26 protein-coding genes are annotated in these 25,646 nt (G+C 33.5%); 15 read left to right on the top strand and 11 right to left on the bottom strand.

Features of this window, described 5'->3' with window-relative positions; all coding sequences use genetic code 11:
- On the bottom strand, positions 1-1,664 hold a 1,664-nt coding region (locus KC460_04005), incomplete at its 3' end, for a hypothetical protein (protein MCA9770504.1).
- A gap of 130 nt (positions 1,665-1,794) precedes the next feature.
- Between KC460_04005 and KC460_04010 the strand changes: the two genes are divergently transcribed.
- On the top strand, positions 1,795-2,997 hold the full coding sequence (locus tag KC460_04010; GenBank protein ID MCA9770505.1) for a hypothetical protein: 1,203 nt from the start codon (positions 1,795-1,797) through the stop codon (positions 2,995-2,997).
- A gap of 31 nt (positions 2,998-3,028) precedes the next feature.
- On the opposite strand, the gene KC460_04015 is transcribed toward KC460_04010, so the two are convergent.
- From KC460_04015 to KC460_04045, 7 genes are all read right to left on the bottom strand, one after another.
- Positions 3,029-5,017 (bottom strand): hypothetical protein, encoded by a 1,989-nt coding sequence (locus KC460_04015; protein ID MCA9770506.1) that lies wholly within the window; start codon positions 5,015-5,017, stop codon positions 3,029-3,031.
- Between the two features lie 235 nt (positions 5,018-5,252).
- Entirely contained in the window at positions 5,253-6,827 is a 1,575-nt protein-coding gene (locus KC460_04020; protein MCA9770507.1) for a hypothetical protein, read from the bottom strand.
- A 12-nt stretch (positions 6,828-6,839) separates the two neighbouring features.
- On the bottom strand, positions 6,840-7,604 hold the full coding sequence (locus tag KC460_04025) for a hypothetical protein (GenBank protein ID MCA9770508.1): 765 nt from the start codon (positions 7,602-7,604) through the stop codon (positions 6,840-6,842).
- 26 nt (positions 7,605-7,630) lie between these two features.
- Positions 7,631-9,442: a translational GTPase TypA gene (gene typA / locus KC460_04030; GenBank protein ID MCA9770509.1), complete on the bottom strand. Its 1,812-nt coding sequence runs from the start codon at positions 9,440-9,442 to the stop codon at positions 7,631-7,633.
- A 282-nt stretch (positions 9,443-9,724) separates the two neighbouring features.
- Positions 9,725-10,015: a 30S ribosomal protein S18 gene (locus KC460_04035; protein MCA9770510.1), complete on the bottom strand. Its 291-nt coding sequence runs from the start codon at positions 10,013-10,015 to the stop codon at positions 9,725-9,727.
- Positions 10,008-10,538, bottom strand: a complete 531-nt coding sequence (rpsF, locus tag KC460_04040; GenBank protein ID MCA9770511.1) for a 30S ribosomal protein S6 — start codon at positions 10,536-10,538, stop codon at positions 10,008-10,010. Before rpsF ends, KC460_04035 begins: the two co-directional genes overlap by 8 nt.
- Positions 10,539-10,692: 154 nt before the next feature.
- Positions 10,693-11,370, bottom strand: a complete 678-nt coding sequence (locus KC460_04045) for a helix-turn-helix transcriptional regulator (protein ID MCA9770512.1) — start codon at positions 11,368-11,370, stop codon at positions 10,693-10,695.
- Positions 11,371-11,455: 85 nt separating this feature from the next.
- Here KC460_04045 and KC460_04050 point away from each other — a divergent pair, with 85 nt between their 5' ends.
- From KC460_04050 to KC460_04115, 14 genes are all read left to right on the top strand, one after another.
- Entirely contained in the window at positions 11,456-12,190 is a 735-nt protein-coding gene (locus KC460_04050) for a ribonuclease HII (protein ID MCA9770513.1), read from the top strand.
- A gap of 125 nt (positions 12,191-12,315) precedes the next feature.
- Complete coding sequence (locus KC460_04055; GenBank protein MCA9770514.1) at positions 12,316-12,918, top strand: hypothetical protein; 603 nt, start codon at positions 12,316-12,318, stop codon at positions 12,916-12,918.
- Positions 12,919-12,987: 69 nt separating this feature from the next.
- Positions 12,988-13,653, top strand: a complete 666-nt coding sequence (locus KC460_04060) for a hypothetical protein (GenBank protein ID MCA9770515.1) — start codon at positions 12,988-12,990, stop codon at positions 13,651-13,653.
- A 34-nt stretch (positions 13,654-13,687) separates the two neighbouring features.
- Positions 13,688-14,578, top strand: a complete 891-nt coding sequence (ftsY, locus tag KC460_04065; GenBank protein ID MCA9770516.1) for a signal recognition particle-docking protein FtsY — start codon at positions 13,688-13,690, stop codon at positions 14,576-14,578.
- A 58-nt stretch (positions 14,579-14,636) separates the two neighbouring features.
- The gene (locus tag KC460_04070; protein MCA9770517.1) at positions 14,637-15,431 is read left to right on the top strand and encodes a DUF2608 domain-containing protein; all 795 of its coding nucleotides are present in this window, start codon (positions 14,637-14,639) and stop codon (positions 15,429-15,431) included.
- A 78-nt stretch (positions 15,432-15,509) separates the two neighbouring features.
- On the top strand, positions 15,510-16,418 hold the full coding sequence (gene prmC / locus KC460_04075) for a peptide chain release factor N(5)-glutamine methyltransferase (GenBank protein ID MCA9770518.1): 909 nt from the start codon (positions 15,510-15,512) through the stop codon (positions 16,416-16,418).
- Complete coding sequence (locus KC460_04080) at positions 16,396-17,094, top strand: hypothetical protein (protein ID MCA9770519.1); 699 nt, start codon at positions 16,396-16,398, stop codon at positions 17,092-17,094. The genes prmC and KC460_04080 overlap by 23 nt, the downstream gene beginning before the upstream one ends.
- Positions 17,091-17,621, top strand: a complete 531-nt coding sequence (locus KC460_04085) for a hypothetical protein (protein ID MCA9770520.1) — start codon at positions 17,091-17,093, stop codon at positions 17,619-17,621. Before KC460_04080 ends, KC460_04085 begins: the two co-directional genes overlap by 4 nt.
- 51 nt (positions 17,622-17,672) lie before the next feature.
- Entirely contained in the window at positions 17,673-19,490 is a 1,818-nt protein-coding gene (gene mutL, locus KC460_04090; protein MCA9770521.1) for a DNA mismatch repair endonuclease MutL, read from the top strand.
- Positions 19,491-19,648: 158 nt separating this feature from the next.
- A complete protein-coding gene (locus KC460_04095; GenBank protein ID MCA9770522.1) occupies positions 19,649-20,107 on the top strand; it encodes a hypothetical protein in 459 nt (152 codons plus the stop codon).
- Positions 20,108-20,187: 80 nt separating this feature from the next.
- The gene (locus tag KC460_04100) at positions 20,188-20,484 is read left to right on the top strand and encodes a hypothetical protein (GenBank protein ID MCA9770523.1); all 297 of its coding nucleotides are present in this window, start codon (positions 20,188-20,190) and stop codon (positions 20,482-20,484) included.
- 31 nt (positions 20,485-20,515) lie between these two features.
- The gene (locus KC460_04105) at positions 20,516-20,992 is read left to right on the top strand and encodes a hypothetical protein (GenBank protein MCA9770524.1); all 477 of its coding nucleotides are present in this window, start codon (positions 20,516-20,518) and stop codon (positions 20,990-20,992) included.
- Between the two features lie 150 nt (positions 20,993-21,142).
- The gene (locus tag KC460_04110) at positions 21,143-21,346 is read left to right on the top strand and encodes a hypothetical protein (GenBank protein ID MCA9770525.1); all 204 of its coding nucleotides are present in this window, start codon (positions 21,143-21,145) and stop codon (positions 21,344-21,346) included.
- Positions 21,347-21,540: 194 nt separating this feature from the next.
- On the top strand, positions 21,541-22,725 hold the full coding sequence (locus tag KC460_04115) for an ATP-binding protein (protein ID MCA9770526.1): 1,185 nt from the start codon (positions 21,541-21,543) through the stop codon (positions 22,723-22,725).
- Between the two features lie 9 nt (positions 22,726-22,734).
- Here the strand turns inward: KC460_04115 and KC460_04120 are convergent, their stop codons facing one another.
- The 3 genes from KC460_04120 to KC460_04130 all read right to left on the bottom strand — a co-directional run bounded on the left by KC460_04120 (position 22,735) and on the right by KC460_04130 (position 25,557).
- The gene (locus KC460_04120) at positions 22,735-23,247 is read right to left on the bottom strand and encodes a GNAT family N-acetyltransferase (protein MCA9770527.1); all 513 of its coding nucleotides are present in this window, start codon (positions 23,245-23,247) and stop codon (positions 22,735-22,737) included.
- Positions 23,244-24,710 carry a DEAD/DEAH box helicase gene (locus tag KC460_04125; GenBank protein MCA9770528.1) on the bottom strand — a complete coding sequence of 489 codons (1,467 nt, stop codon included), beginning with the start codon at positions 24,708-24,710 and terminating at the stop codon, positions 23,244-23,246. Before KC460_04125 ends, KC460_04120 begins: the two co-directional genes overlap by 4 nt.
- A gap of 220 nt (positions 24,711-24,930) precedes the next feature.
- The gene (locus tag KC460_04130; protein ID MCA9770529.1) at positions 24,931-25,557 is read right to left on the bottom strand and encodes a hypothetical protein; all 627 of its coding nucleotides are present in this window, start codon (positions 25,555-25,557) and stop codon (positions 24,931-24,933) included.
- Positions 25,558-25,646 lie beyond the last annotated feature (89 nt).

Raw genomic sequence — 25,646 nt, forward strand, 5'->3', positions numbered from 1 at the left:
CTTTTATCTCCAATGTTGTCTTCTTTCTCTCCAATGCCTCGACACTCTTGATTAGCACTTTCCACTTCAAGTTCTTGACACTCTTGCTCAACATTTTCAACTACACTATCATCTATTTTATCTCCAATGTTGTCTTCTTTCTCTCCAATGCCTCGACACTCTTGATTAGCACTTTCCATTTCAAGTTTTTTCTGACTTAATGCTTTAACTATATATTTTGATTTAATGGTATCATAAAAAATATGGTGATTATATTTATAAAAACACTCCGTTGCACCGTTGCTTATCAGCTCTTTTATAGTTTTTTTATTTTTACCAGACTTAATTGCATAATATAGTGGTGTACAACTGATATAATTATCATATCCATCGTTATTCGAAAATTTCAGATTTGGTACATGACTCCAAGTAGATATAATCGGACTGTTTAATGCTCCAACCTCTTTCATAAATTTTATAAAAAATTTAATATGTTTTTGCTCAATTAATGATGACTTATTATGACTAAAACAACACTCCATTGCCATTGAGAGCATTACTACATCAAAAGCACCAGGCTTATATTCAAGCCAATTGTTAATATTATTTTTCATGTATATCAATCTAACCAAACGATCAAGAGTAAATTCTTTTTTACCTTTAATCACTGGTGAACCTAAGACCCTTAAAGAACGTTTTTCTAAAGTCTCTTGAAAAAGAAAATGTAAAAATTTTTCTTTTCCTTTAAAGATCATAGAAATTAGATCTTTTTTTGCAATACCAGAAAAAATCAGCTTTTGTATACAATCAATATCATCTTCTTTAACCGATTTTTTGAGTAATTTTGTTCTTTGAACAATATTAAGAACCTTTTTAAGAGCCTTTTCTTCAGTATCATGAGTTTTTTCTCCAGTAGCGTATTCGTAATCATCACACCATTTCTCAAAATTTATTTTTTCTTCTTTTCCAATAATATGTCCATTGTGAATATATTTTTTAATATCTTTTAATAATAACAAACCACTATCAAGCATGATGCGCAGCCTACGTGGCTTATATAGTTGATATTGAAGTATAGGATGATTAAAATCTTCTACATGACAAAAATATTTCTTATCATTCAAATGATCATCTTTAGATGTCTTGTTACTAATTAATATTTTCCCATTATCCCCTATGATCTTAGCAACATTTTCAATCCATTGTTTATGTCGATTATCAACTTGAACCAATGGCGATACATTCCCTACACCATACACAACCGATTGAAGTAAATAAAGTGCATTCGCATTTCCATTACAAAAATAAAATTGGAGAGACACATCAGACGGCAAAGCCCGTATTATACCTCCTTTCAATAATTCTGTAACAAAATCACTCTTATCAAAACCATCCCAGAGATCATTACCATGACTTTGTACCATTGTTTTTGCTGCCAAAATAAATAATGAATTAGGCGTTTCTGTGTCTTTTTTTTTCCCGTTTACATATATAGGAGTACTAGCTATACATGCAGGAGCAAGAAATTGTGACAGATCGTGCATGATCTGTTTATTGTCTTTACGCGCTACTATTTTGCTACTATCTTTAGCAGAAGAGATAGTCTCCTCTTCCATTGAGCTCAAAGACTGAATTTGAAATAAGAGCAAACCTATACCAAAAAGTATACGTAATATACCAATCATATAATACTTTCAACAAAAAAATATCTTCATCACATGGTTAAAAAACTTACCTGACTTTCTAAATGCTAGACATTACCGTTCCAAAAAAAGTAGATATATAGTAATGACTATATAAAATAAAAGGAATATTGTGAACAAGATACTATTTATTTTTTTATTTTTAATTTTTCCAATCTGTTCAATAGAAAAACGTGTATTATTTTTAGATAAAACAACGAGGGATAACTTAGATCAAGCAGTAAATGCTGAGTGGACTATTGTTGGCGGTGGACCAGCAGGTATCACTGTTATTGGATTACTATTAGATGCAGGTGTTGACCCTTCAAGTATTATTTGGATTGACCCAGAATTTAATGTGGGCAGAATTGGTAAATATTATAGCACAGTACCTGCAAATAGTTTAACTAAAAATTTTATTGCATACATTAACGCATGCAAGGAATTTTCTACATATCAAAGTGAAGCCATACAACATTTAAAAGAATGCGATCCTGAAAAGGAATGTGTTTTAGATTTAATTGTTCGACCACTCCAGGATATCACCAATATTTTACGCAATAAAATATTGTCACTTGAAGATCACGTTGAACAATTAAATTTCAACAATAATATCTGGAACATACATACACACAACTGCTGTTTTAAAAGCAATCATGTTGTTCTGGCAACAGGGTGTAGACCACGCACACTCAATTATATAAAGGATAAAGAAATTCAGCTTGATGTAGCACTTACAAAAGAAGAACTCGCAAAACAAATTGAAAAAAATGACACAATTGCTGTAGTTGGTGATAAGCATTCCGCAATGCTGATACTCAAATTTTTATCTGAACTTCCGATAGCACGTATCATGAATTTCTATCGTAGCAAACCAATATATTGGACAGATCCTGGTGCAGAAAATAGTGGCTTGAGCGGCATTGCAGCAGAATGGGCAAAAGAGGTTTATGAACAAAATCCACCACATAATTTATTAAAAATTTTTAGTTGTGATGAAACGCTTACACTCTGGACAGCATTATGTACTAAAATTATTTACGCTGTTGGCTATGAGCGTAACCCACTACCATCAATAAATGGCCAAACAACTATTTCATATGACGATACTACCGGCATAGTCATGCCACGATTATTTGGTATAGGAATTGCATTTCCAGAGCAATATATCGCATCAAATGGCAATATCGAACATAAAGTAGGCTTGCGTGAATTCAGTGAATATGCACAAAAAGTTATACCATTGTGGATGCAACAGAAAAAAGACTCAGTACGGCATCTGCTACCATTTGACAGACTATTTAATATCAGCTACGTATGCTTACAGCGTAAATAATAATACTTATAATGCATACCTAATACAAAAACTATATAAACCAGCTCTTACACCAACTCACACATGAATTAAAAGTATGCGCACAAAATAAGCTAATCGACACTAACGATTTAGTTATCAATCTTGTAGGCTTGCGAAAAATATAATAATATATAGGCTCTTGTTCCTCAAGCAACTCTTCTAATTCCTCTATACCATTAGGAGATTCTTTTATTTCATTTATTCTCTTTGTAAGAAATTCTTTAAATTTATTTTTATTGCCATCATTAGGTACGTCGGCATCTATTTCAACACAATTCATTTGTTGAATATCTTGTAAAATTGCAAGGTTGTTCAGATCAGACGATTCGATACAATGTAACGCAGCTTTGTATAATCCCATTTCAATAAAGTATTTGCATGTGTTTTTTACATCATCATCCGATGATACTTCATACCCGTTTCTTAATCTAAGAAAATCAAATTTTATACGATAATTCGCAAGCAAACAAGAAAAGTTTATCCACGTACTAATGGGAAGTTTTACAGGAATATTTTTTTTTGCAAAAAGCTTAAGAAGCATTCTTACACGATTCATATTTGCAGTATCAAAACGAGGACACCTAATGTTTCCATCATAATAAAGATCTTCTTTAAGAAAATTAATAAAATTTGGTAAAAAAATACCTGCTTGCATCAAAGTATAAACCATCATAGAATCCTTAGTTTTACCATGATGAGTCCTATCTTCTTTATCCTTCCAAGCACACTCTGTTGCACCATTTTCTATCAAAAAATGTACAACATTACTACCAAAAGTTGAGTACCTGTAAGTATTGATTGCATAACATAATGGTGTTTTTTTTTCATAATACGATAATTCTTTATTAAAAAACGGTACAACCGGTTTATTTAATACACCAATCTCTTTCACAAGTTCTATAAAAGATTTAATGTGATCATATATTAACAATCGCTCATCAACAACTCTCTCAAGATTATCGTCGTTAAAATATTCTTGCATTAAAATTACTAATATTTTCATAGCAGCATCATTACATGTAAGATTCTCTTTATTTATTACAAGCGAAACCAAATTGGCAACAGTTATTGGCCTTTTTTTTACTTTTCCATTTTTTTTTATTTCTATTTTTCCAATTCTTGTTATTGGCGCTTTTAAAGCGCTTAGCATACATTCTTTGGAAAGACTGAAAAGAAACGATAAAAATTTTGTTTTTCCTTTAAAAATCAAAGAAACTAAATCTTTTTTTGCAATACCAGAAAAAATCAACTTTTGTATACAATCAATATCATCATCTTTAACCGCTTTTTTGAGCAATTTTGTTCTTCTGACAATATTAGGAATATCAGTGCTTTTGTATTCATTAAAAAATTGTATACATGCATCTATATCTTTTCTTTCAATATCATCACACCTAATGCCATCCAGGTATCGCTTAACATCCTTTGGTAAAAACAAACCACTATCAAATAAAATGCGTAGCCGATCTGGCTTATATAGTTCATACATATAAATTGGCAATTCCACATCAGACGCTATAATATCGGCGAACTTCTCGATCCACTCTTTATGTCGATTATCAACTTTAACCAATGGAGATACATTTCCTACACCATACACAACCGATTGAAGCAAATAAAGTGCATTCGCATTTCCATTACAAAAATAAAATGGAAGAGACAAATCAGACAAAAAGCTCAACATACAATTACTTTTTATTATTTCGCTGTAATTATACTTTTTATCACGATTTTTCCAAAGATTAGCACCATACTGTTTCCCCGCTGCTATTGTTGCCAAGACAACTAGTGAGTTAGGTGTTTTTGTACCTTTTTCTTGTCCATCTATACATGTAGAAGCAAATCGCAGCATTTCATAAGTTTCCTCTTCAAATCCTTGATATACTCCTATACTATTACTCTCTACAGAAAAAATAGCCTCTTCTTCCATTGCCTTCAAAGACTGAATTTGAAATAAGAGTAAACCTATACCAAAAAGTATACGTAACATACTAATCATATAATGCCCTAATAAAAAGCACATTCTAATAGACTTAAAAAATTGGTCTGACAACCTAAATACTAAAGATTTATGTCCCCAAAAAAGTAGACTCGTAATAATACAAGTATATAAAACAAAAGGAATAGTGTAAACAAGACACTATTTATTTTATTATTTTTAATTTTTTTAATCTGTTCAATAGATAAATATGTATTATTTTTAGATAAACTATGCTTACATGCGTAAATAACACTTATTTTGTTTTAAGTGATTGCAAATATTTATAACATTCATCTTTTGTGTTTTGATTTATTCTTTCATAAAGGGATATCTGTTTAGTACCTATTTTTTTGTCTAAATCTATAGCACACGTTTCAACAAGAAGCCTCAAAAGAGGTACACTGGCGCTATGATTTAAATAAATATTATACAAATAGTTCGTACGACAATACTTATTGTTCTTCTTGAAGTTACCATAATTGTAAAGAACAGTTACTGAATCAAATAAATAACCAGAATTTTTTATATTTTCATTCATAGTTACCTTTTTGTCATTATCGTGAATAAATCGAAAAATAGGATAAAATTTTTCAATAGCATCTATTGTATAAGAAGGTATCTGTGAGAGAACAGGAATGAGATCTATAGGTTGTATTTTTTCTGAATCATAAAACAATAGTGAAAATTCATCTGAGTTTTTAAAGCCAATTTCAAAAGTAACAAATGGTACACATTCTTCTGGGCATGCCAACTGAAAAAATCGCTTAACATGTGCAGTGGTAATTTCTTTTGTTTCGAGATTTAATAACATATTTGGCCGTAAATATATTGTTGCTTTCTCTTTAACAAGCGAAAGAATTTCCATTTGCTTGTTCTTTTCTTCATCCTTTTTCAATAAGCCATATGCAATATACTTTTTGGCCAATAACTGCCACTGCTGGTTAATTGTTTGTTGATCAATACCAACATCAAGCATAAGCCTAGCTTTTTCTGCATTATTTTGTTCAATATAGTCAACAAATAACTTCTCTTTATTTTCACGATTACATAGCTGAGTTGCTGCTGTTTCAATATCTGTAATATATTTTTGCAATATTTTTTGAAATGAAGGAAAAATATGAATTTGTCTTTGATAATAACTAATCAATGCCTGCTTACTTAATACTTGAGCATTAAATACAATCGACCACCATGGAACATCATACCTTCTGGTAATTGGAGCAATACCAGTTCGTAACTTTCCAATAATTTGATAATATTTTTCATCTGAATAACTAGAATATAATTCACCTTGATGCACAGAAATTCTTTGCCAATCCAATAGATCTTTTTTCCATACTTTTGCTGTTTTTTTTAGACAATGTAAAAGATCGCAGTTATAAGAAGATAAAATTGATTTGGGAAGCTTCATGCTTGAAAATTCATAAAATGCCAAAAATGTGGCATGTGGATCACCATTATATGTATAAAAAAGCGTAACCAAGCTTTTTATTTTTTTTGTCAAAATAGGATCACCCGCAATAAGATAAAAAAGCTCACTCTCTTGCCCAGATCCCTTTTTAAAAAATAACAATGACTGTGCTAGTGTTTTCGGAAATGTTTCTGGAAACAAATCGTATTGTGCCTTTAAAAATGCAACCTCTCTAACACATCTATCAGTCAAAGACATATTTTGCCTGTAAACTACTGATAACGGAAAAACATCTGAAACAACATGCACTTTTGCTTTACACTCTTTTTGTTCTCCTTCTTTTTTATCCCTCATCCCATATACAAAAAACGGATATACACAAGAAAATATAAATATTAAAAAATAATATTCATACATACCATTATCCCTCTAAGAAAAATTTGTAAAATATAAGGAAAATTGCTCGTGCAGTTTTTTTACGTACACAGTATTAAAAACACATATACCAATTGGAATACATAAAATAAGCACGCTATGGGATAAAAAAGGATACAATAAAAAGATATACGTAATAACTTTATGGATTAATACACCTGTCAAAAACATAATGAACAATGCTGGAAAATTATATAATCCCATTAAAAGTGAACGAATAACTGAAAAAAAACTGTTAATTAACGATGCTTGAGCATCAAGTAAAAAAAATGGAAAAAGTAGTATTGAGATACACAAGTATGCATATACAGGCAATAAAAATAGAGAAGTACGTGAATAAAAAAAACACAATGCAACAAGTAAATGATTTAATAAAAAGAGCACAAATAATTCGATTGCTAAGAAAACACAAAAATGCACTATATAGTGTTTAAAATAGAAAAAATTTTTTTTAAGAACTGAAGGCCTAGAACAAAGATAACTTGCAAATAACCAGGGAACAAGCATAGCAATAACAAGTGCAAATGTTATCGGATGGGTAATACGTGAAGAAAATCCCAAAAAAAATACAAACTTAAGCACAAAGTGCTTTTGCCCTATAATAGCTATAACAAAAAAAGGTAAAAAATAGGTAAATATATGTTTATACGTACGAAGTATATTTGCAATCGTTACCAACACAAATAACTTAAAACTATTCGGTACAAATAACTCTAATGACTTTTTCCATGATTGAACAAATTGCACAAGATAATTCATATAATAATATCCTGCCCAAATAACTTTTATGATTTCTTTCTCATGACTGCACGTAAAATTTTCTTACGCAGGCGAATACTTTTTGGTGTCACCTCAATCAGTTCATCTGGACGAATCCATTCCATGCAAGTTTCAAGCGTCATAACACGAGGTGGTGCAAGTTTAACACTATCATCCGAACCAGACGCACGCATGTTTGTTAGTTTTTTACCTTTACACGGATTCACTGCCATATCATCAGCTCGAGCACTTTCTCCAATAATCATACCTTCATACACTTGGTCACCAGGCTTAACAAATAAGATACCTCGCGCTTGTAAGTTATCAAGTGAGTAAGAAGTAACTGTACCTGTCTCAATTGAAGTCATTGCACCTTTTATGCGTGTTGGAATATCACCTTTATATGGTTCATAACCATGAAAACTAAAACTAACGATACCTGTACCACGTGTATCAGTCAAAAATTGACTCCTAAATCCAAGAAGCGCTCGAGAGGGAACTGCAAACTCAAGTCGCATTCTTCCATCATCGTATGTAGCCATATTTTCTACAACAGACTTACGTTTACCTAAATACTCCATTACCACGCCTTGGTATTCTTGTGGAACATCAATAACCACATATTCAATTGGCTCATGTTTTTTGCCATCAATTGTTTTATAAATAACTTCTGGTGCAGAAACCTGTAACTCAAAACCCTCACGCCGCATATTTTCTATCAATACACCTAAATGCAATTGTCCACGACCAGACACTTTAAAAATTTCTGGCGATTCAGTATCTTCTACGCGTAATGCAACATTTGTCTTAAGTTCTTTTTGTAAACGATCTCTGATTTGACGAGAAGTAAGCAAGTCACCTTCCTTACCAGAAAATGGTGAATTGTTTACAGAAAAATATACCGATAACGTTGGCTCGTCAATTGCAACGTACGGATACGGCAATGGATGATCAACATCACATAGCGTTGTACCAATTGAAACAGGTTCAGTAAAACCTGTTACCGCAACAATATCGCCAACAATAGCAGTATGTGTTTCAACTTTATCAAGTCCAAAAAAGGTAAATAATTTTGTAATCTTAAGCGGTTTACCAACCGTATCATCTTTACACGGAACTACCTGTTGATCAAGCGCTATAGAGCCACTAAACACACGGCCAATTGCAATCTGCCCTAAAAAATCTGAATGATCTAAGTTAGTAACCAACAACTGTAAATTATCTTTTTTTGGCTGTGGTGCAGGAACTTTTTGTATAATCGCATCAAATATTGGCTGCATATCGCCAGAACGATCATCTGAATTAGTTGAAGCAAAGCCTAATTTTCCAGAACCATACAGCACAGGAAATTCAAGTTGGTCCTCATGTATTGCCAAATCTAAAAATAAATCATGAACGCTTTCTTCTGTACGAGCAATATCAGCATCTTTGCGGTCAATTTTATTAATCAGCACAATTGGCTTGAGACCCAGTTGTAATGCTTTGCGCAATACAAATCGCGTACCTGGCAACACTCCTTCAGCAGCATCAACCAATAATAAAAAACCTTCAACCATTTGCAGCGTACGCTCTACTTCGCCGCCAAAATCACTATGCCCTGGTGTATCAACAATATTGATCGTATAATCACCAAGCTTAATACCTGTATTTTTAGCCAAAATAGTAATCCCACGCTCTTTTTCAATTTGATCACTATCCATCACCCTTTCTGCAGCTTCTTGCTTGGCCTCAAGGGTACCTGATTGTTTGAGTAATTGGTCAACTAGTGTAGTTTTACCATGGTCAACATGGGCAATGATTGCTATATTACGAGTCTTCAAATAATCTCTTGTATTCATAATTTTTTTCTGTAACTAATTTAAATATCTATGGTACTTATTGTAACACAGCATTACCACAATTCCAACCAAAACCCTTTTTAATTTGATCGTTTTTTATCTTTGCTCACACGCGCTAAATTTTGCATCATAACCACGTAAAACTCGCACTAGCCTTAGAGAAGTATCTTGTTAGATGGCACACAGCACACAAATACGCCAACTTTTTTGTACGATAATAAAAAAACTCGCCATAAAAGGCGAGTTTGGATTGTATCATATACAAAAAATAAAAAGTTATTTTTAGTAATTCGGTGCACAGTATGGCACAAGTGCCATAGTCCGCGCTTTCCTGATTTCACCAGAAAGCATACGTTGATGTCTACAGCAGGCACCTGAAATACGTGATGGTAGAATTTTACCACGCTCAGTTAAAAAACCACGCAAAAAAACTGCATTTTTGTAATCTAAATGCTGCAATGCATGCTGATCACTTTCACAAAAGCGACATTGTTTTTTACCCTTAAGTGCTTGACGACGAAAACGTTTTTTTAATAAACGCGCACTAATTTTTAATTTTATTTTCTTAGTCATTGCTTACCTCTGCTTCTTTATCAGTTATAGCAACATTATCTTTTTGATCACTTCCTACAAAAGCTGACTGAGTAGCAGCCTCTTTTTGTTCTGATCTAGAACCCCAATCACCTCTTGAACGACCTCGCCTCCTTGAACCGGAAAGACTATCGGTTAAAAAAGAGCTTACATCCCTTGATGGCGCTTCTTCAAGCGATGGTGGCCGTTGATAATTAAGTGATCCTGAAGCATCAAGCCTAGTTATCATACTACGTATTACAATATCGTATAACTTTACGCGGAAAAGTGTTTTAATTTCATCAAGCAATAAGCCAATCTGCTCGGTTTCAAAACGCGCCAAATAGTAGACACCATAGTCATTATTTTTTACTGGATACGCAAGGCGGTATTTACCCCAACGCTCAAAAGAAATTATATTTGCCTTAGCATCTTGTACAATTTTATCAAGATGCGACTCTAATTTTTTGCTTTCATCCTGAGTAATTTCAGGAATAGCAAGCATAAGAATTTCATAACGAAACATTAAGCAAGCTCCCTAGCACTAAGTGGAAGTATTAAATACTATGAAATCACCATTGATTTCATTTAGCACGACACATATACAATAAAAATACCAGAAAAACTCAAAAAGGCGAGTTTTCTGGTATTTTTATACTTTTATAACTGTACAAAATTAGTTATGCAAGCTTTTGGTGACGCTGAATCACCCGACCAATAATTCTAAAATGATCTTTTCCGCGAACAAGAGCAATAGGAGCTTGCTTATGATTTACTGACTCCAATACAATAAAGTCATCAGTATAAGTAACCTGCATAATTGCTTTAATTGGTGTATCATTACCGTATTCAACTGCAGCAATATCACCCGAACGCGTCCACACTTCTGGTGACACAATCAAGCAATCACCTTTTACAAAAGTAGGCGCCATTAAATTATTTTCTACAGAAAGCGCAAACATTGAACTATCAGTAGTATTGAGTACTGGAATAAAGATATCTTTAAAACCAGTAGTAACTTGCATTAATTGATTATTGTATGGAGATGGATTTGAAGGTACATCGCCCACAACCGGTACAATTTGAACCTTAAGTTCAACATCTGATTTTTCCGGCATGCTAACGTTTTTATCAATATCATCGGTACGTTGACGACGCTGTGCAAAAAGATCAATTGGACTGATCTCAAAAGCATTTGCCAATTTACGCAATGAGTCTTCATTCCATCGTCGCGTTCCATTTTTTATGTGCGTTAAATAACTTTCCGACATACCTGTTTTTTCAGCCAAAATTTTGGTTGTCCAGCCCTTTTCTCTTAAAAGTTCTTTAACACGTAATTCCGTTGAACGAGATGACATGATATACTCCTCCTGTTATCGTCTTAATTATATGGTTAGATTACTGCATTATTTCTAATTGTACTCTAATTCAAAGTCTTGTCAAATGGAAAAAATAAATCTACAAGATGTTCGATCAACACGTAAATTACCGTTCAAATTGAAAAAAAACACCTTTGAGTGTGCTGCTTGGCAAAAAAAGTTAACAGTATGTGGCATCGATGAAGTAGGTCGAGGATGTCTTGCCGGCCCCTTGGTTACTGCTGCGGTTATTTTACCCCTAAATACCTCCTATAAATGCCTGAAGGATTCTAAATTATTGTCCGAACAAGAAAGAATACTTGCATATAGGTGGATTCAAAGAAACTGCTGGTATGGTATTGGTATTGTACATAATAGGTTAATTGACAAACATAATATTTGGCAAGCTACTCTTATTGGTATGAAACGTGCACTTATGCAGGTCTTGGCTATTTGCCCTGATATTCCTCAATCAATTTTGATCGATGCCATGCCATTAGACCTTTGGGATACTGCTTTTACTGCCATACCTGTCCATTATTTCCCTCATGGAGAAAGAACATCTTGCTCTATCGCTGCAGCATCGATTTTAGCAAAAGTTACTCGAGATGATCTTATCAGGCGCATGGATCCATTATTTCCTGGCTATCATTTAGCACAACACAAGGGCTATGGTACTAAAAAGCATAAAGATATTCTCGAGCATCAAACTGAAAGTATTATCCACCGCAATAGCTTTTTAAAAAATCTTAAAAGAACGCATCAAAAATCAAACTCAATCCAAAAAACTATTTTTCAGCCACTTTCAATTGAAAAATAAGCATACCCAGTTGCATGCACAAAAAGTATCTATCCATTTTCACAATAATGTAATCCGGCTCGCATGAGATGCTTATTATTTAATCCATTTGAATTTTTTAAAAATTTTGTGTTACGATCAGTAACATGATAAAAAGTAGTAATGATTTTGCTGAAGTAATAGAAAGCTCATTACATGAATGGCTAGCACAAAGCTGGCAGTGGAACCAGTTTCCCCATTTTGGTTCTCTTGTAGTTGTAAGCACAAACAAAAGAACGCTCTTTGGTATTGTGCACCAAATGCAAACAGGCTCAATGGACCCGGCCCGTTATCCTTTTGCATATCAAAAAACTGAGCAGGAATTATTGGCGGAACAGCCACAGATTTTTGAATTTTTAAAAACAACATTTAATTGTATGTGTGTAGGCTATCAAGAAAAAGGCACTATTTACTATCTACTAGCACCAGAACCACCAACAATTCATTCATTTGTTGGTATGCCACATATTGAACTAGCAAAACAATTTTTCAGCAACACAGCCTATCTTCATTTACTATTTGGTCTGTCTGGACAGATCATTAATATGGATGAATTGTTGCTCGCCCTTTTAAGGTATCAAAAATATCTTAATGCTCTATCTACCAATAAAATACATTCTTTTATCGAAAGCTTTTGCTTATTGACTGGCAACGACTATCGACGCCTTAAACTGTTTTTACAACGTGCACAACACATTATAAGCATTTGACACTCATATTTTTTCAGGTTATTCAGTTACAAGTATAAACCAATAATCCATATAAATAGAGAGTAGACTATGAATAAAATAATGTTGGTGTGGTTTCTTGGTGCTATAATACATGACACACATATAAAGACAATGAACGTATTACCATCAGCTCAAGAAAACAATACACATATAACGGCAACTGAAATGTATTTTCTTCTAAAAAAGGCAGATGAGATTCACCACACATCAGTTAAAAATGCAAAAAAAATCGTACACGTTATTAAACATCCTGGTGAACAAAATGACTTAAAACAAATATGCATTTTAAAAAACGGTATATATCCATCAAAAATTGATTTTACCTATAATCAAGAAACAAAGAAATATAACTATAGTGCCATGTCTTTCGTTGGATTAGACAATAAACAAGGAAAGAACAGAGCAAAAAAAATTAAAGTGCTAGTAAGCTCTGATGGTATACATTTTAGTCTAGCAAAAGAACCCCAAAAAATAATATATTCACACAGGCCGGTTGATTTAGTCACATATCATCCTAGCACAATTGAAGTAATCACTCTTAAAAATAATATTGTTGTTCTTGGTTCTGATGGAGCATATTGCGACCCTAAACCCAAAGGATATGTCTATTTTATTCCAACATTTGAGCAGTATCTGGAAAAAAAGCCAAAAACAGTTCTAGAAAAAATATGGCTTGCACTCTCAATGAGCGAAGAAACTCAAACTACCATGTAACATGACGTAAAAAATGTGCTATGCTCATAGCACTATGTTTAGCTTCATAAAAGACAAACTCAAAAAAATATATTCGTCCGTTACATCAAAACTTAGTGCGTTGTTTGGCAAAACAAGCATAGATAAAGATACTCTTAAAGAGCTTGAAATACTGCTCCTTTCAGCTGATACTGGGGTGGCAACAACTAGAAAAATTATTACCAAGCTTGAAAACCAGTGGAGAGCCGGCGCATTATCACATGGCAATGATCTAAAAAAAGCATTAGAGGAACATCTTTTATTGTTACTCGCACAACAAGCATATAATTGCCTTAGCCCAGTAACACTTTTAGTTGGCATTAATGGAAGCGGAAAAACCACTTTTGCTGGTAAACGAGCACACTCGCTTACAAAAGAAGGTAAAAAAGTACTGCTTGTTGCAGCAGATACCTTTCGTGCAGCCGCAACCCATCAATTAGCCGAATGGGCAAAAAAAATCGGCGTTGAGGTTGTTATTGGTAAAGAAAATCAGGATCCAGCAAGTGTCGTATTTGCTGGGTGCAAAAAATTTATTGATGAAAACTTCGACGCATTAATTATAGACACCGCTGGTCGTTTACAAACAAAAATCAACTTGATGAAAGAACTCGAAAAAATTAAAAAAGTAGTTACAAAACACTTGCCAGATACACCAATCAGCACATTACTAACTATCGACTCTATGCTCGGGCAAAATTCTTTCGAGCAAGCAAGATTATTTAATGAAGCAACTGATGTGAGCGGCATTGTTCTAACCAAAATGGATGGTACTGGCAAGGGTGGTATTGTTTTTGGCATTGTTGATGAGCTGAAAATTCCTGTTGCGTATATTTCTTTTGGTGAACAGCCAGAACAATACACATTATTTGATAAACAAGAGTACGTGCACGATTTGCTTAATTCATAAGTTAACTATTAGTCACAGCTACTCAACTTAGTTTTACTTTACTCATTAGGAGCACAGCATGAAAAAATACACATTTATTATTATGCTATTCTTTTTCAATCATCTACTGTATCCATACATCACTGAAAGTGACCAACTTAAATCCGTTTTTGATTATATCCCTAATGCACCAGATAAGTATGGTATTTTAGTTATATATGACTTTGATAACACACTGATTGAAACAGAAATCGAGCTTGGCAGCGATCAATGGTTTTATCACATGATGCAAAAATACGCGCAAAATGGATTAAGTATGGATTTAGCAGCTCAATACATTTTGCCTGTTTACTATTTGATTAGAAATACAATTGATATAGTACCAACAGAATCTGATGTAGCTGACATCATAAATAAAGTACAAAATATGGGCGTGCGTGTTATTGGCTTAACAGCACAAGGATTTCATATCGTCAAACGTAGCACTGAACAACTTAAAGAACTAGGTATAGATTTTAGCTCATCAGCTTTTTTTGGAAACTATATAGAAAAAAAGTACCATTGCCACAATGGGTCTATTTTTTGCCACGGACATAATAAAAACATTGTCCTTAAAGAAGTTTTTGAACATAACAATTACTATCCACATACCATTATTTTTATTGATGATAAAGAAAAAAATCTTAATTACATTAAAGATTTAGCACACAATCTTGGCATCAATTTTTATGGTATTCGCTACTCTCGTATGGACAAAAAAGTTGCACATTTTGATCCAGTAATTGCAGACAAACAACTTGCACATTTTTATCGCCAACAACACATCGAACCAATATGTATTCCGCATCATATCATGGCAAACAAAAAAAAATAATCATAATGTTCTACTTAGCCACATAATTTTCATAAAATATCTTTGACAACTACGCACAAACTAGTGCATGGTAGTCTTATGAAAACAGTTACTACTACAATTACTGATATAGCTAATAAATTACACACGCGCTATCAGGACCCAATACTTTGCCAGCAATACGCGTGGTGGATGCTCGAAGCACTTACTGGCAAAACAATTGCACACTTATTGGCTCAAAAAACATTTACGTTAAATTCCGCACAACAACAAACATTACAACTATGGATTGATCAACAAATCAAAAGACATATACCATTGCAATATCTACTTGGTAATGTTCCTTTTGCTGATTTAGAAATTTTAGTAGAACCGCCAACGCTTATTCCCCGTCCAGAAACAGAAGAATGGGCAATAAAACTAGCAGAACAACTCAATAGACTTACAAATAAAAAAATAGCCATCTTAGATATAGCAACCGGAAGTGGCTGCATTGCACTTGCACTCGCCAAACAGTTGCCACACGCTACTGTATGGGGAAGTGATATTTCTGAAAAAGCAATTGTGCTTGCCAAAAAAAACGCACAGCATAATACCATAACCAATGCATCATTTTTGGTTTCAGATATATTTGGTAACATTCCACTGCAAGTACAGTTCGATATTATTGTTTCCAATCCGCCGTATATATCACTAGAAGAATGGAAGCAGCTCGATACATCCGTTACCACTTGGGAAGACAAAAATGCGCTTGTTGCAAATAATGATGGACTAAAAATAATTGAAAGCATTATTAGTGGTGCTTTGCACTATATTAAAAAAAATACAGAATTCGAACAAAAGAATATCCCTCAACTCATAATAGAGATCGGGTATCGGCAAGGCAAAAGTGTTAAAAAATTAATGGAACAATACGGTTACACAAACGTTGTAATACATAAGGATTTAGAAAAAAAAGACAGAGTTGTAAGCGGAAGTATCCCACATGTGGCCAAAGAAAAACAATAATTACGAAATAGTCACGATTGGCTTTAGTCAAGAATATCTATGTCTTGCATGGATTAGTCGTAAAAACAAAATACCAACTTTGACCTCTTATCGTAAAATTCACTGCACACATTTAGAACTACACGAAGGTACTTTGTACAATCCAACAGCACTTGGCCACTATATAAGCCAATTCTTACAAAAATATACACTACACAAAGCATTTGTTAACATGTGGCTAACTGGAAATTATATCCATGAGCAACTCATAAAAACAGCTAATGCACACCCGACAACCATTGAGCTCGGCACCAATATGCAAAAAAGTATATGGGACTTCCAGTACGTGTATCCTACTGACAATGGTCACTTTGTTTTTTATGTAACTGGTATACCAAAAGAGATTTTATTTCAATATCAGTTACTTGCAGTAACCAATCATATTAATCTCATAACAATTACCACATATCATCATGCCTTGTTACATTTATATCATTTTATACAAGGAGCTGCATTCCGACATAGCCAACTTGCACATGATATACAACAGCACGGTAATCGAATAGAATTTTTATTCACGCCTGAGACTATCTTACGCGTTATACGCATTCATCCTGGATTGAGCATTGATATAACAAAAGAATTTTCGTGGCTGTTGGGCATAACTGGTTTATATATAATGGAAGCATACACATGAAAAAAATTAATTTTATCAACAGTGTAAGCCCAGACAAACAATATGCAATTGGACGCTGGTACCGTTTCTCACTCTTTTTTATATGCTGCACATTTATTACTATTGCCATTATACAAACCAAACAGCTATGCATATATCTTGATCTTCGACACAATGAAAATAAAAAAAAACAAAAAATCACTAATTTTGAAAGTATTATTACACAACAAAACAAACTAAAAGAACAAGTAAAATTTTTAGAAGATCGCATTGCATACGTTAAGCAATGGTCATTACAAAAAAATAACCCTAGTATCCTTTTACAAGATATCCTGAAAGCACTTGGTAACAATACTACTCTTCTTTCATGTTCACGCAATCAAGAACAACTTGAGCTTACTATTCATATTAAATACCCTCACTCAATAGAAAAAGTATATGCAACATTACATCAGATTTCAGCAATCGATCATCTCTCTCTTGTTTCTCTCGAAACACAAGGAAATGGTTATCTTGTCCATTTAGCTGGCACTTCTCTGTATGCATAAACTTTTTATTGTATTTTTGTTATGTTAAAATCCTTCATACGAAGGATATATATGCCAAAAATAAAAAAATTATCTCCTCAAGAGGCACAAAAAATTGCTGCAGGAGAAGTTGTAGAACGCCCTGCTAATATCGTAAAGGAATTGATAGAGAATGCAATTGATGCTGGTGCAAGCAAAATTGATATTTACATCAAAGATGGAGGAAAAAAATTAATTCGTGTTGTTGATAATGGTTGTGGCATGAATACAGATGATGCACAACTATGTTTTGAACATCATGCAACAAGTAAAATTAACAGCATCAATGATCTTGGCAGCATTACTACATTTGGCTTTCGTGGTGAAGCACTTTCTAGCATTTGTTCAGTGAGCGAGATAACACTTATCACTAAAACAGAAGACAGCTTTGCCGGAACTAAAATAGAATTATCTGGAGGGCATATACATAATATCTCTGAAACACCTGCTGCACAAGGGACTGATATTGCCATTAATAATGTATTTTTTAATGTGCCCGCTCGTGCAAAATTTTTGAAAAAAAAAGAAACAGAGTGGCGCCATATTCAGCAACTATTTCAGGCATTTTGCTTAAGCTATCAACATATTCATTTTTCTCTACACCATGATGGCAAACAAATAAGTAATAATCCAATAACTAATTCACTTGAAAATCGCTTGACACAAGTATGGGACACACAAATAACAAAGCACATGATTTATATTGAAGATACCCTGCAAAAAAATAACATAACAATCAGTGGTACCATCTCTAACCATCAATTTTTCAGATACGATCGTAGCTACATTTATTTTTTTGTAAACAATCGCTGGGTAAAAAATTATCAACTGGGCAATGCACTGTTAAAAGGCTATCACAACGTCATCCCAGCAGGTAGACATCCTGCTGCATGCATATTTATTACTGTTTATCCCAAAGAAATCGATATCAACACACACCCACGTAAAGAAGAGGTACAATTTTTACATCCACAACGTGTCACCAATGCATTACAACAAGCAGTTAAACAAACACTTGAGCACCATTTGAGTAGACAGATAAAACAACATGTTACATTCAAGTCCGCCCATATTCCCAGCGAGTTTCCTCAAAAACTAATTTATACAACACAACATGTTGAAAAAAAGCAACCAACTTTTTTTGATACACACATTACCTCATCAGAACATACAGTGCTCAATCGACAGAAGCTACAGCAAATAGATGAAGCAAATAATAATGAAGTAATACAAAATAAACGTGTAGAAACCTTCAACGTCGTTGGTGTATATAATAAAACGTACATTTTGCTTGAACATGAAAGCGGTCTCATGATGATAGATCAACACGCCGCACATGAGCGAGTACTGTATGAACTGTTTTCAAAGCAATCACAAGAAATTGCCATCATACAATTAATGTTTCCACAGATAATAAGACTAACATCGTCAGATCTTACATTGCTCAAAATGCATCTAGATATTTTAGCTCAAAGCGGTATTAACGCAGAAATTTTTGGTGAAGATCAGATTATTATTCATGCTACACCGGTACACCTAAAAAATACTAATTTACAGGAGCTCATTAAACAAATGGTTGGTTGGATTATTGAATATAAAAAGTTAAACTCAAAAGAGATAACTCATCATCTCAATAAAAAACTCCATGCTCAGATAGCCTGTAGTGCTGCTATAAAGGCTGGAGATACGCTCAATAACGAACAAATTCAACAGCTGCTAACTGATTTGCATGATACTCCCAATAGATTCTCCTGCCCTCACGGAAGGCCAACAGGATGGCTTGTAGCACTAGATGAGATAAAAAAGAAATTTAAGCGAAATTACACTGAAAAAAGTACTATTAACTGGTAATAACTCCAACAGTCCTTCCCAAGTGGCTCTCCATAGGTATTTTGCCCAAAACAGTTTAAATAAAGGCCCAAATGTCTCTGATTTACTCATTTTGACACAATCCAAATGCTTGTTACAATTAGAATAAGTACTATGTATTTATTTGGAGAATTTGGATTGTGAATATAATAAAAAAATTTCTTCTACTATTAGCTTTTGCGACTTCAATAACACCTTTAATACACGCAGACTGGACTCGTTGGCCTGTCAGTGGGCTATTCCCGCTAGGATTTTTAGGAATAGCTGCTTATTATGCAATAAAAAATTCAATTTGTTTTCATGAAGCATTTTCATTTACTTGTCGTGATAGAGTAAAAATACAAATGGATAGAGAAATAAGAAGAGATTACTACAAAAGAAGTAATTATAATGTCAACGACATACCAAAAATGACAAACTTTATAAAAAATGGCCCCCCTGTATATTTTAAAGCAAATGACGATCAATGGTCCAAACCAAAAATAGACATATTAATATACAAAAAAAAATTTATACTACTTGCTAAATCTGTAGGATATAGCCTTGCTGCATTAGGATATGGCTACCTAGCTTATAAAAAATTCTTTCCTAGCAAATAAAAATTTAGACACGTCAAAAATTATAATGAATCCTCGGTATAAAAACTGAGTGATTTTTTATTCACTTTGCTTGAAGCGGTATTAACGCAGAAATTTTTGGTGAAGATCAGATTATTATTCATGCTACACCGGTACACCTAAAAAATACTAATTTACAGGAGCTCATTAAACAAATGGTTGGTTGGATTATTGAGTATAAAAAGTTAAATTCAGAAGAGATAACTCATCATCTCAATAAAAAACTCCATGCTCAGATGGCCTGTAGTGCTGCTATAAAGGCTAGAGATGTGATCAATAACGAACAAATTCAACAAAGGCCTCAATATCTCGAATTTATCCATTTGACACAATCCAAGCATTTGTTACAATTAGAATAAATGCCATATATTTATCTGGAGATGTTGCACTATGAATATAATAAAAAAATTTCTTTTACTATTAGCTTTTGCGGCTTCAATAACACCTTTGACGCACGCAGACTGGACTCGTGAATTTATTTTTGACAATATTCTTGCTGCCGTAGGAACCTATGGTTTTGTTAAGTCAACATATCAGTCTATACAGTATTTACGTACATTCTATAAAAATTATATGAGCTATAATGAATTTAAAGTTGGAATAATTCCTGTTATGTCGTACTTAACATCAGAGACTCACAAAGTAGAAAAAATTGATAAACAAGATCCACAAGTTTTGAATGAAAAAAATGTAATCTATGATGCAGTAGCAGAACTTTTCGGAGCAAATAGTGATCAACCAACGAACAATACAATGCTTTGGGTATACGGAAAAAAAACCTATGCTCCTTTAGTGCTATCCGGTGTATTTGCCATAAAATCCTCTGTTTATGCCTATCTTATATACAAAACACTGAAACTCAGATAGTAAAAAACAAAATAAAAAATAAAACAAAAATTCCTCAGCTTAAAAAAGTTGGGAAATTTTTTTATTCACTTAATATCTAGCTTTTTTTAGATCAATCTTTTAATACTAAAAATCAAAGTTAACTATTCCACTCAAAAAAGGAGTTTAATTATGGCATATAGCGTCATATCTAAAAAAAGCGGTAAAACATACTACTTACACTCAAAAGAAGTAAAACTTGCTGGTGATAGAAAGCAGAGAATTTTTTATTTTGCTGGTGATATCAGAAAAGGAAATGCTCTTGATGCATTGCCTGATGGCTACAAAGTAATTGAAAATAAACGCACTGGTTTGCCAATGCTCAAAAAAAAATAGCACTCAGTTAGAGTTTTTTCTATCGCACATTTAATTAATCACACATAACATTCTCACCTATATGCCTGTTAATAAAAAGTAACTTTATTAACAGGCTTCTCTTGATTATACCCATAAAGTTGTGCTATTTTAAAATTGGACTTTCAATTAGCACAACTTTGTTGCACCTCTTTACCAAAATATGGATATTACTCATGTTATTAAAAAGAGATCTTGAGATAACACTCAAGCGATATACTAAATTTCCTGTTATAGCCATCCTTGGACCACGCCAATCTGGCAAAACAACATTAGTTAAAAAATTCTTTAAAAATCATATTTTCTTATCGCTTGAAGATATCAATCTGCGAGAATTTGCGCGTACGGACCCACGAGGCTTTATCAATCAACATGATAATAAAAATGGCATTATCATAGATGAATTTCAGTATGCTCCTGATATTCTATCCTATGTTCAACTTGAAGCTGATGAAAAGAATCGACCAGGATACTTTATATTGACTGGATCTCAAAACTTTTTAATGAACCAAGCAATTACTCAATCACTTGCTGGTAGAGTGGGCATTCTAACATTACTACCATTTTCAAATTACGAATTAAAAGAACATAATCTTTTGAAAAAAAATCCCTTAGAACATATAATCCAAGGTTCATATCCTCGCCTGTATAAGGAAGAAATACCCTTTTATGATCTATACCCTTCATATATCAGAACATATATAGAGCGTGATGTACGACAATTAACGAACATCGGTGATCTTGCAGTTTTTCAAAAATTTTTATCTTTATGCGCAGGAAGAATTGGCCAGCTTCTTAATTTGTCTGAAATTGCCATGCACTGCGGTATTTCTGCGCCAACCGCAAATAAATGGCTAACAATACTCGAGGCAAGCTATATTCTTTTTCGACTACAACCACATTTTAATAATTTTAATAAGCGTATTACAAAACGCTCTAAACTATATTTTTATGATACCGGTATTGCCTCTTATTTATTAAAAATTAGCTCCATACAAGCGCTCATAACAAACCCTTTTCGTGGGAGTCTATTTGAAAATTTTATTATTGCTGATTTATATAAGCAATTTTTTAACCGTGGGCACAGACCACCACTTTATTTTTGGCGAGATCGCAATGGTACTATAGAAATTGATTGTATTATAGACAGAGGAGAAAATAAGATACCTATTGAGATAAAATCAGGAGAAACCATTGTACCTACCTTCTTCAAAACAATAACAAAGTGGAACGAAATATCTGGCACTAAATCAGAAAATAACTATATTATCTATGCTGGGCAAACTGAACAAAAACGTTCAAAAGGTTATGTGATCAGTTGGCAAAAATCTGCAACCCACCTTATTAAAGATATATATTGAACTTTAAAATTATCTTACTCTCTTAACCATTAAATAATTAGCATTTTCATCAATACAAACTATTCCATAAAGTACTTTAGCACATAAAGAAGAAATATTGCTTACAGGATTGAATCCAAACTTTTTATAAAACACAATCAACTTCTGAATATTAACCTCATACGAAGATATATCTATCTCTTTATACAAACCATTATCAGTCAATTCAAATGGACCCGGTTGAATATATATACGTTTGCCACCATTTTTTTTCAAAAAAGAACATAGGTGCTTAACAAGTGCCCCTCCATAACCCCTGCACCGAAAATCTGGATACACATAGAGACTATGAATAACGCATATATAACGCGCACATTGAACAACATATGCAAAACCAACTTCTGTCTGATCACAATAACAGCTAACCTTCTGCTCACTATAAAGAAAACCATCAGAAATAGGTGTATGTATAAACTTAATAGCCTGAGCAAAAAAAGTTAGAAAAAAAACGAATAAAACCGAGATCGATTTTATTATACTCATACCCTTTGTTTTTTTGATCTCATGTTTCTTCTGCCACCACTCCTTCTGCGATCACTACTACGATCATTCCCATTATTACGGTGGCGATGATCATCACGAGAAAAACGTCTAGTAGATCGCGAATGATGCTCTTTTGTTGGTGTAGAAAAATCAGTTTGCTCATTCATGCCATTAAAGAATTTATCTTTAATTAATGCAACAAATGCATGTTCTAAATCTTGCACATCACATTCAGCAAAAAGATCTCTTAAACTTTTATCAATAGCAGACGATTTATCTATATGTTTACCAACACTTGTAATGAAAGCAGAAACCTCTTTCATACGTACTTTTAAAATAGATTCAAACGGTGGAATTTTAATTTCTTCAAGCTTAGAATTAGTTACTTTTTCCAAACGGTTCATGCGATACAATTCAGATGGCGCAACAAACAAAATAGCAACTCCCTCTTTGCCAGCACGGCCTGTTCTACCAATACGATGCACATAACTTTCATTATCATCAGGGATATTATAATTAATAACATGCGTTAAATCTGAAACATCAATACCACGCGCCGCAACATCAGTTGCTACTAATACATTAAATTCTTTGTTTTTGAAACCTTTAATCACATGATTTCGTGCAGATTGGCGCATATCACCATGCAAACAGTTAACTTTTGCTCCCTTACGAGATAGTTCTTTTACAACATCAGCTGTTAACGAACGTGTGCGGCAAAATACAATACCATAAAAGTCTGGACTTGCAGCAATAAAGCGAGCTGTTGCTTCAACACGTTGACGCTGCTGTACGACACAAAAATACTGTTTTACTTGTCTGCTACTTGCATTTTTTTGACCAGAAGTAAGCGTTATAACATCTTTCATGTGCGATGTAATTAATTTTTTTACACCAGACATTATCGTTGCTGAAAATAACCATATATTTCTATTTTTTGGCGTATACTTAAGCGTAACATCAATTTCCTGTCTAAAGCCCATATCAAGCATAATATCAGCCTCATCTAATACCAAAATACTAAGCTGATCAAGCTTTAATGTTTTTCTTTTTAAGTGATCATTAATGCGACCCGGTGTACCAACGACAATATGCACACCCTTTTTTAGAGATGCAATTTGCTTATCCATTGGCATACCGCCATATAGCGCCTCAATAGTAATACCGCTTTGCTTAGAAATACTTTGTAAACTTTCATAAATTTGTGATGCTAACTCTCGTGTTGGCGCCATCACTAAACCTTGGACTGATTTTCTAGAAATATCAATAGCATGCAACAGTGGTATACCAAAAGCCAAAGTTTTTCCCGTTCCTGTTTGAGCTTGTGCATGCACATCTCTTTTAAAGTCATCAAGTAATAATGGAATTGTCTTTGATTGAATATCAGTTGGCTCAGTAAAACCAAGTGATTCTAAAGAACTTTTAATCGCGGGCAAAAATGTAAAATCAGAAAATTTTTTCACATGTGTCCTTTCTAGACATAATTAAAGGAGCACATCTGAGTATCGATTAGAAACCAGGAAACCCCTTACTGAGGGGTTCAAAAAGATCAACAGGTAAACCGTTAGAATCCCCCCACTTCTGTTGTTATATGTATATTTGTTAATTATAACTCAAATTTACTGAAAACAAAAGAAGAAAATGCCCCTAAATTTCTTCAGGGGCATTCTAATCATACCTTAATTAAAATTTAGTAGTAACCTTTGCTTGCAATCGAGTAGATGAAAACTCAATTGTCTTAGTAGTATCTAAATCGACAATAGACAAAGAAAACTCTGATCTGAAATCATTAATTGGCACAAAAATCAAACCTGTCACTGAGCAATATGGCTGTATAATTTGGTCCCTGAGCTCTTTTTGCGCAAAGTCAAAATCTAGCTTTTCATTTGCTTCTTTAGAACCAAATCCATCAACAACTGCAGGAATAATAAATGGCCAAATAAATATACCCAATATACCATAAACTGTAGCGCGCTTTACCGTATTTGTGTGTACAGATTCTGCAACTTCGTACGCATGAACAACTGGCAAGCTCAGATTCTCTAGGCATAAGCTAAAATAATGCTTTGAGTTATTATGAATACTCACTTGAATCGGCTGATATCCTTTTGCAATTACATTACGACCTAGATATGTTTTACACTCTTTTGCATCCAATACCTTGTAGTCAAAATATACAAAGTTATCTTCCATATGAAATGTATTCTTTGCATTAAGGCGACGTAACGGCATTGCTTTATAGCCTGCACAACCAGCCAGTAACAACAAATTGACAAAACCAATACCTGCAACTGAAATCTTTTTATACATGAAATATCCCCTAAAGTAAATGCACGGGTGGCTTAAAAGCCACCGCTTTTCATAGCCCTTCAAAAGTTTATTGATTTTTAATGTACTCC

Source organism: Candidatus Dependentiae bacterium, assembly GCA_020431705.1.
Classification (GTDB): Bacteria; Babelota; Babeliae; order Babelales; family Vermiphilaceae; genus JAGQHQ01.

Excerpts from the sequence above, each read along its gene's own strand:
- KC460_04085 (MCA9770520.1), top strand. The coding sequence starts at position 17,091 with ATGAAAAAAATTAATTTTATCAACAGTGTAAGCCCAGACAAACAATAT.
- rpsF (MCA9770511.1), bottom strand. The coding sequence starts at position 10,538 with ATGTTTCGTTATGAAATTCTTATGCTTGCTATTCCTGAAATTACTCAG.
- KC460_04055 (MCA9770514.1), top strand. The coding sequence starts at position 12,316 with ATGATAAAAAGTAGTAATGATTTTGCTGAAGTAATAGAAAGCTCATTA.
- prmC (MCA9770518.1), top strand. The coding sequence starts at position 15,510 with ATGAAAACAGTTACTACTACAATTACTGATATAGCTAATAAATTACAC.
- KC460_04060 (MCA9770515.1), top strand. The coding sequence starts at position 12,988 with ATGAATAAAATAATGTTGGTGTGGTTTCTTGGTGCTATAATACATGAC.
- ftsY (MCA9770516.1), top strand. The coding sequence starts at position 13,688 with ATGTTTAGCTTCATAAAAGACAAACTCAAAAAAATATATTCGTCCGTT.
- mutL (MCA9770521.1), top strand. The coding sequence starts at position 17,673 with ATGCCAAAAATAAAAAAATTATCTCCTCAAGAGGCACAAAAAATTGCT.
- KC460_04130 (MCA9770529.1), bottom strand. The coding sequence starts at position 25,557 with ATGTATAAAAAGATTTCAGTTGCAGGTATTGGTTTTGTCAATTTGTTG.
- KC460_04050 (MCA9770513.1), top strand. The coding sequence starts at position 11,456 with ATGGAAAAAATAAATCTACAAGATGTTCGATCAACACGTAAATTACCG.
- KC460_04105 (MCA9770524.1), top strand. The coding sequence starts at position 20,516 with ATGAATATAATAAAAAAATTTCTTTTACTATTAGCTTTTGCGGCTTCA.
- KC460_04020 (MCA9770507.1), bottom strand. The coding sequence starts at position 6,827 with ATGTATGAATATTATTTTTTAATATTTATATTTTCTTGTGTATATCCG.
- KC460_04025 (MCA9770508.1), bottom strand. The coding sequence starts at position 7,604 with ATGAATTATCTTGTGCAATTTGTTCAATCATGGAAAAAGTCATTAGAG.
- KC460_04120 (MCA9770527.1), bottom strand. The coding sequence starts at position 23,247 with ATGAGTATAATAAAATCGATCTCGGTTTTATTCGTTTTTTTTCTAACT.
- KC460_04070 (MCA9770517.1), top strand. The coding sequence starts at position 14,637 with ATGAAAAAATACACATTTATTATTATGCTATTCTTTTTCAATCATCTA.
- KC460_04115 (MCA9770526.1), top strand. The coding sequence starts at position 21,541 with ATGTTATTAAAAAGAGATCTTGAGATAACACTCAAGCGATATACTAAA.
- KC460_04015 (MCA9770506.1), bottom strand. The coding sequence starts at position 5,017 with ATGATTAGTATGTTACGTATACTTTTTGGTATAGGTTTACTCTTATTT.
- KC460_04045 (MCA9770512.1), bottom strand. The coding sequence starts at position 11,370 with ATGTCATCTCGTTCAACGGAATTACGTGTTAAAGAACTTTTAAGAGAA.
- KC460_04035 (MCA9770510.1), bottom strand. The coding sequence starts at position 10,015 with ATGACTAAGAAAATAAAATTAAAAATTAGTGCGCGTTTATTAAAAAAA.
- typA (MCA9770509.1), bottom strand. The coding sequence starts at position 9,442 with ATGAATACAAGAGATTATTTGAAGACTCGTAATATAGCAATCATTGCC.
- KC460_04080 (MCA9770519.1), top strand. The coding sequence starts at position 16,396 with ATGTGGCCAAAGAAAAACAATAATTACGAAATAGTCACGATTGGCTTT.
- KC460_04110 (MCA9770525.1), top strand. The coding sequence starts at position 21,143 with ATGGCATATAGCGTCATATCTAAAAAAAGCGGTAAAACATACTACTTA.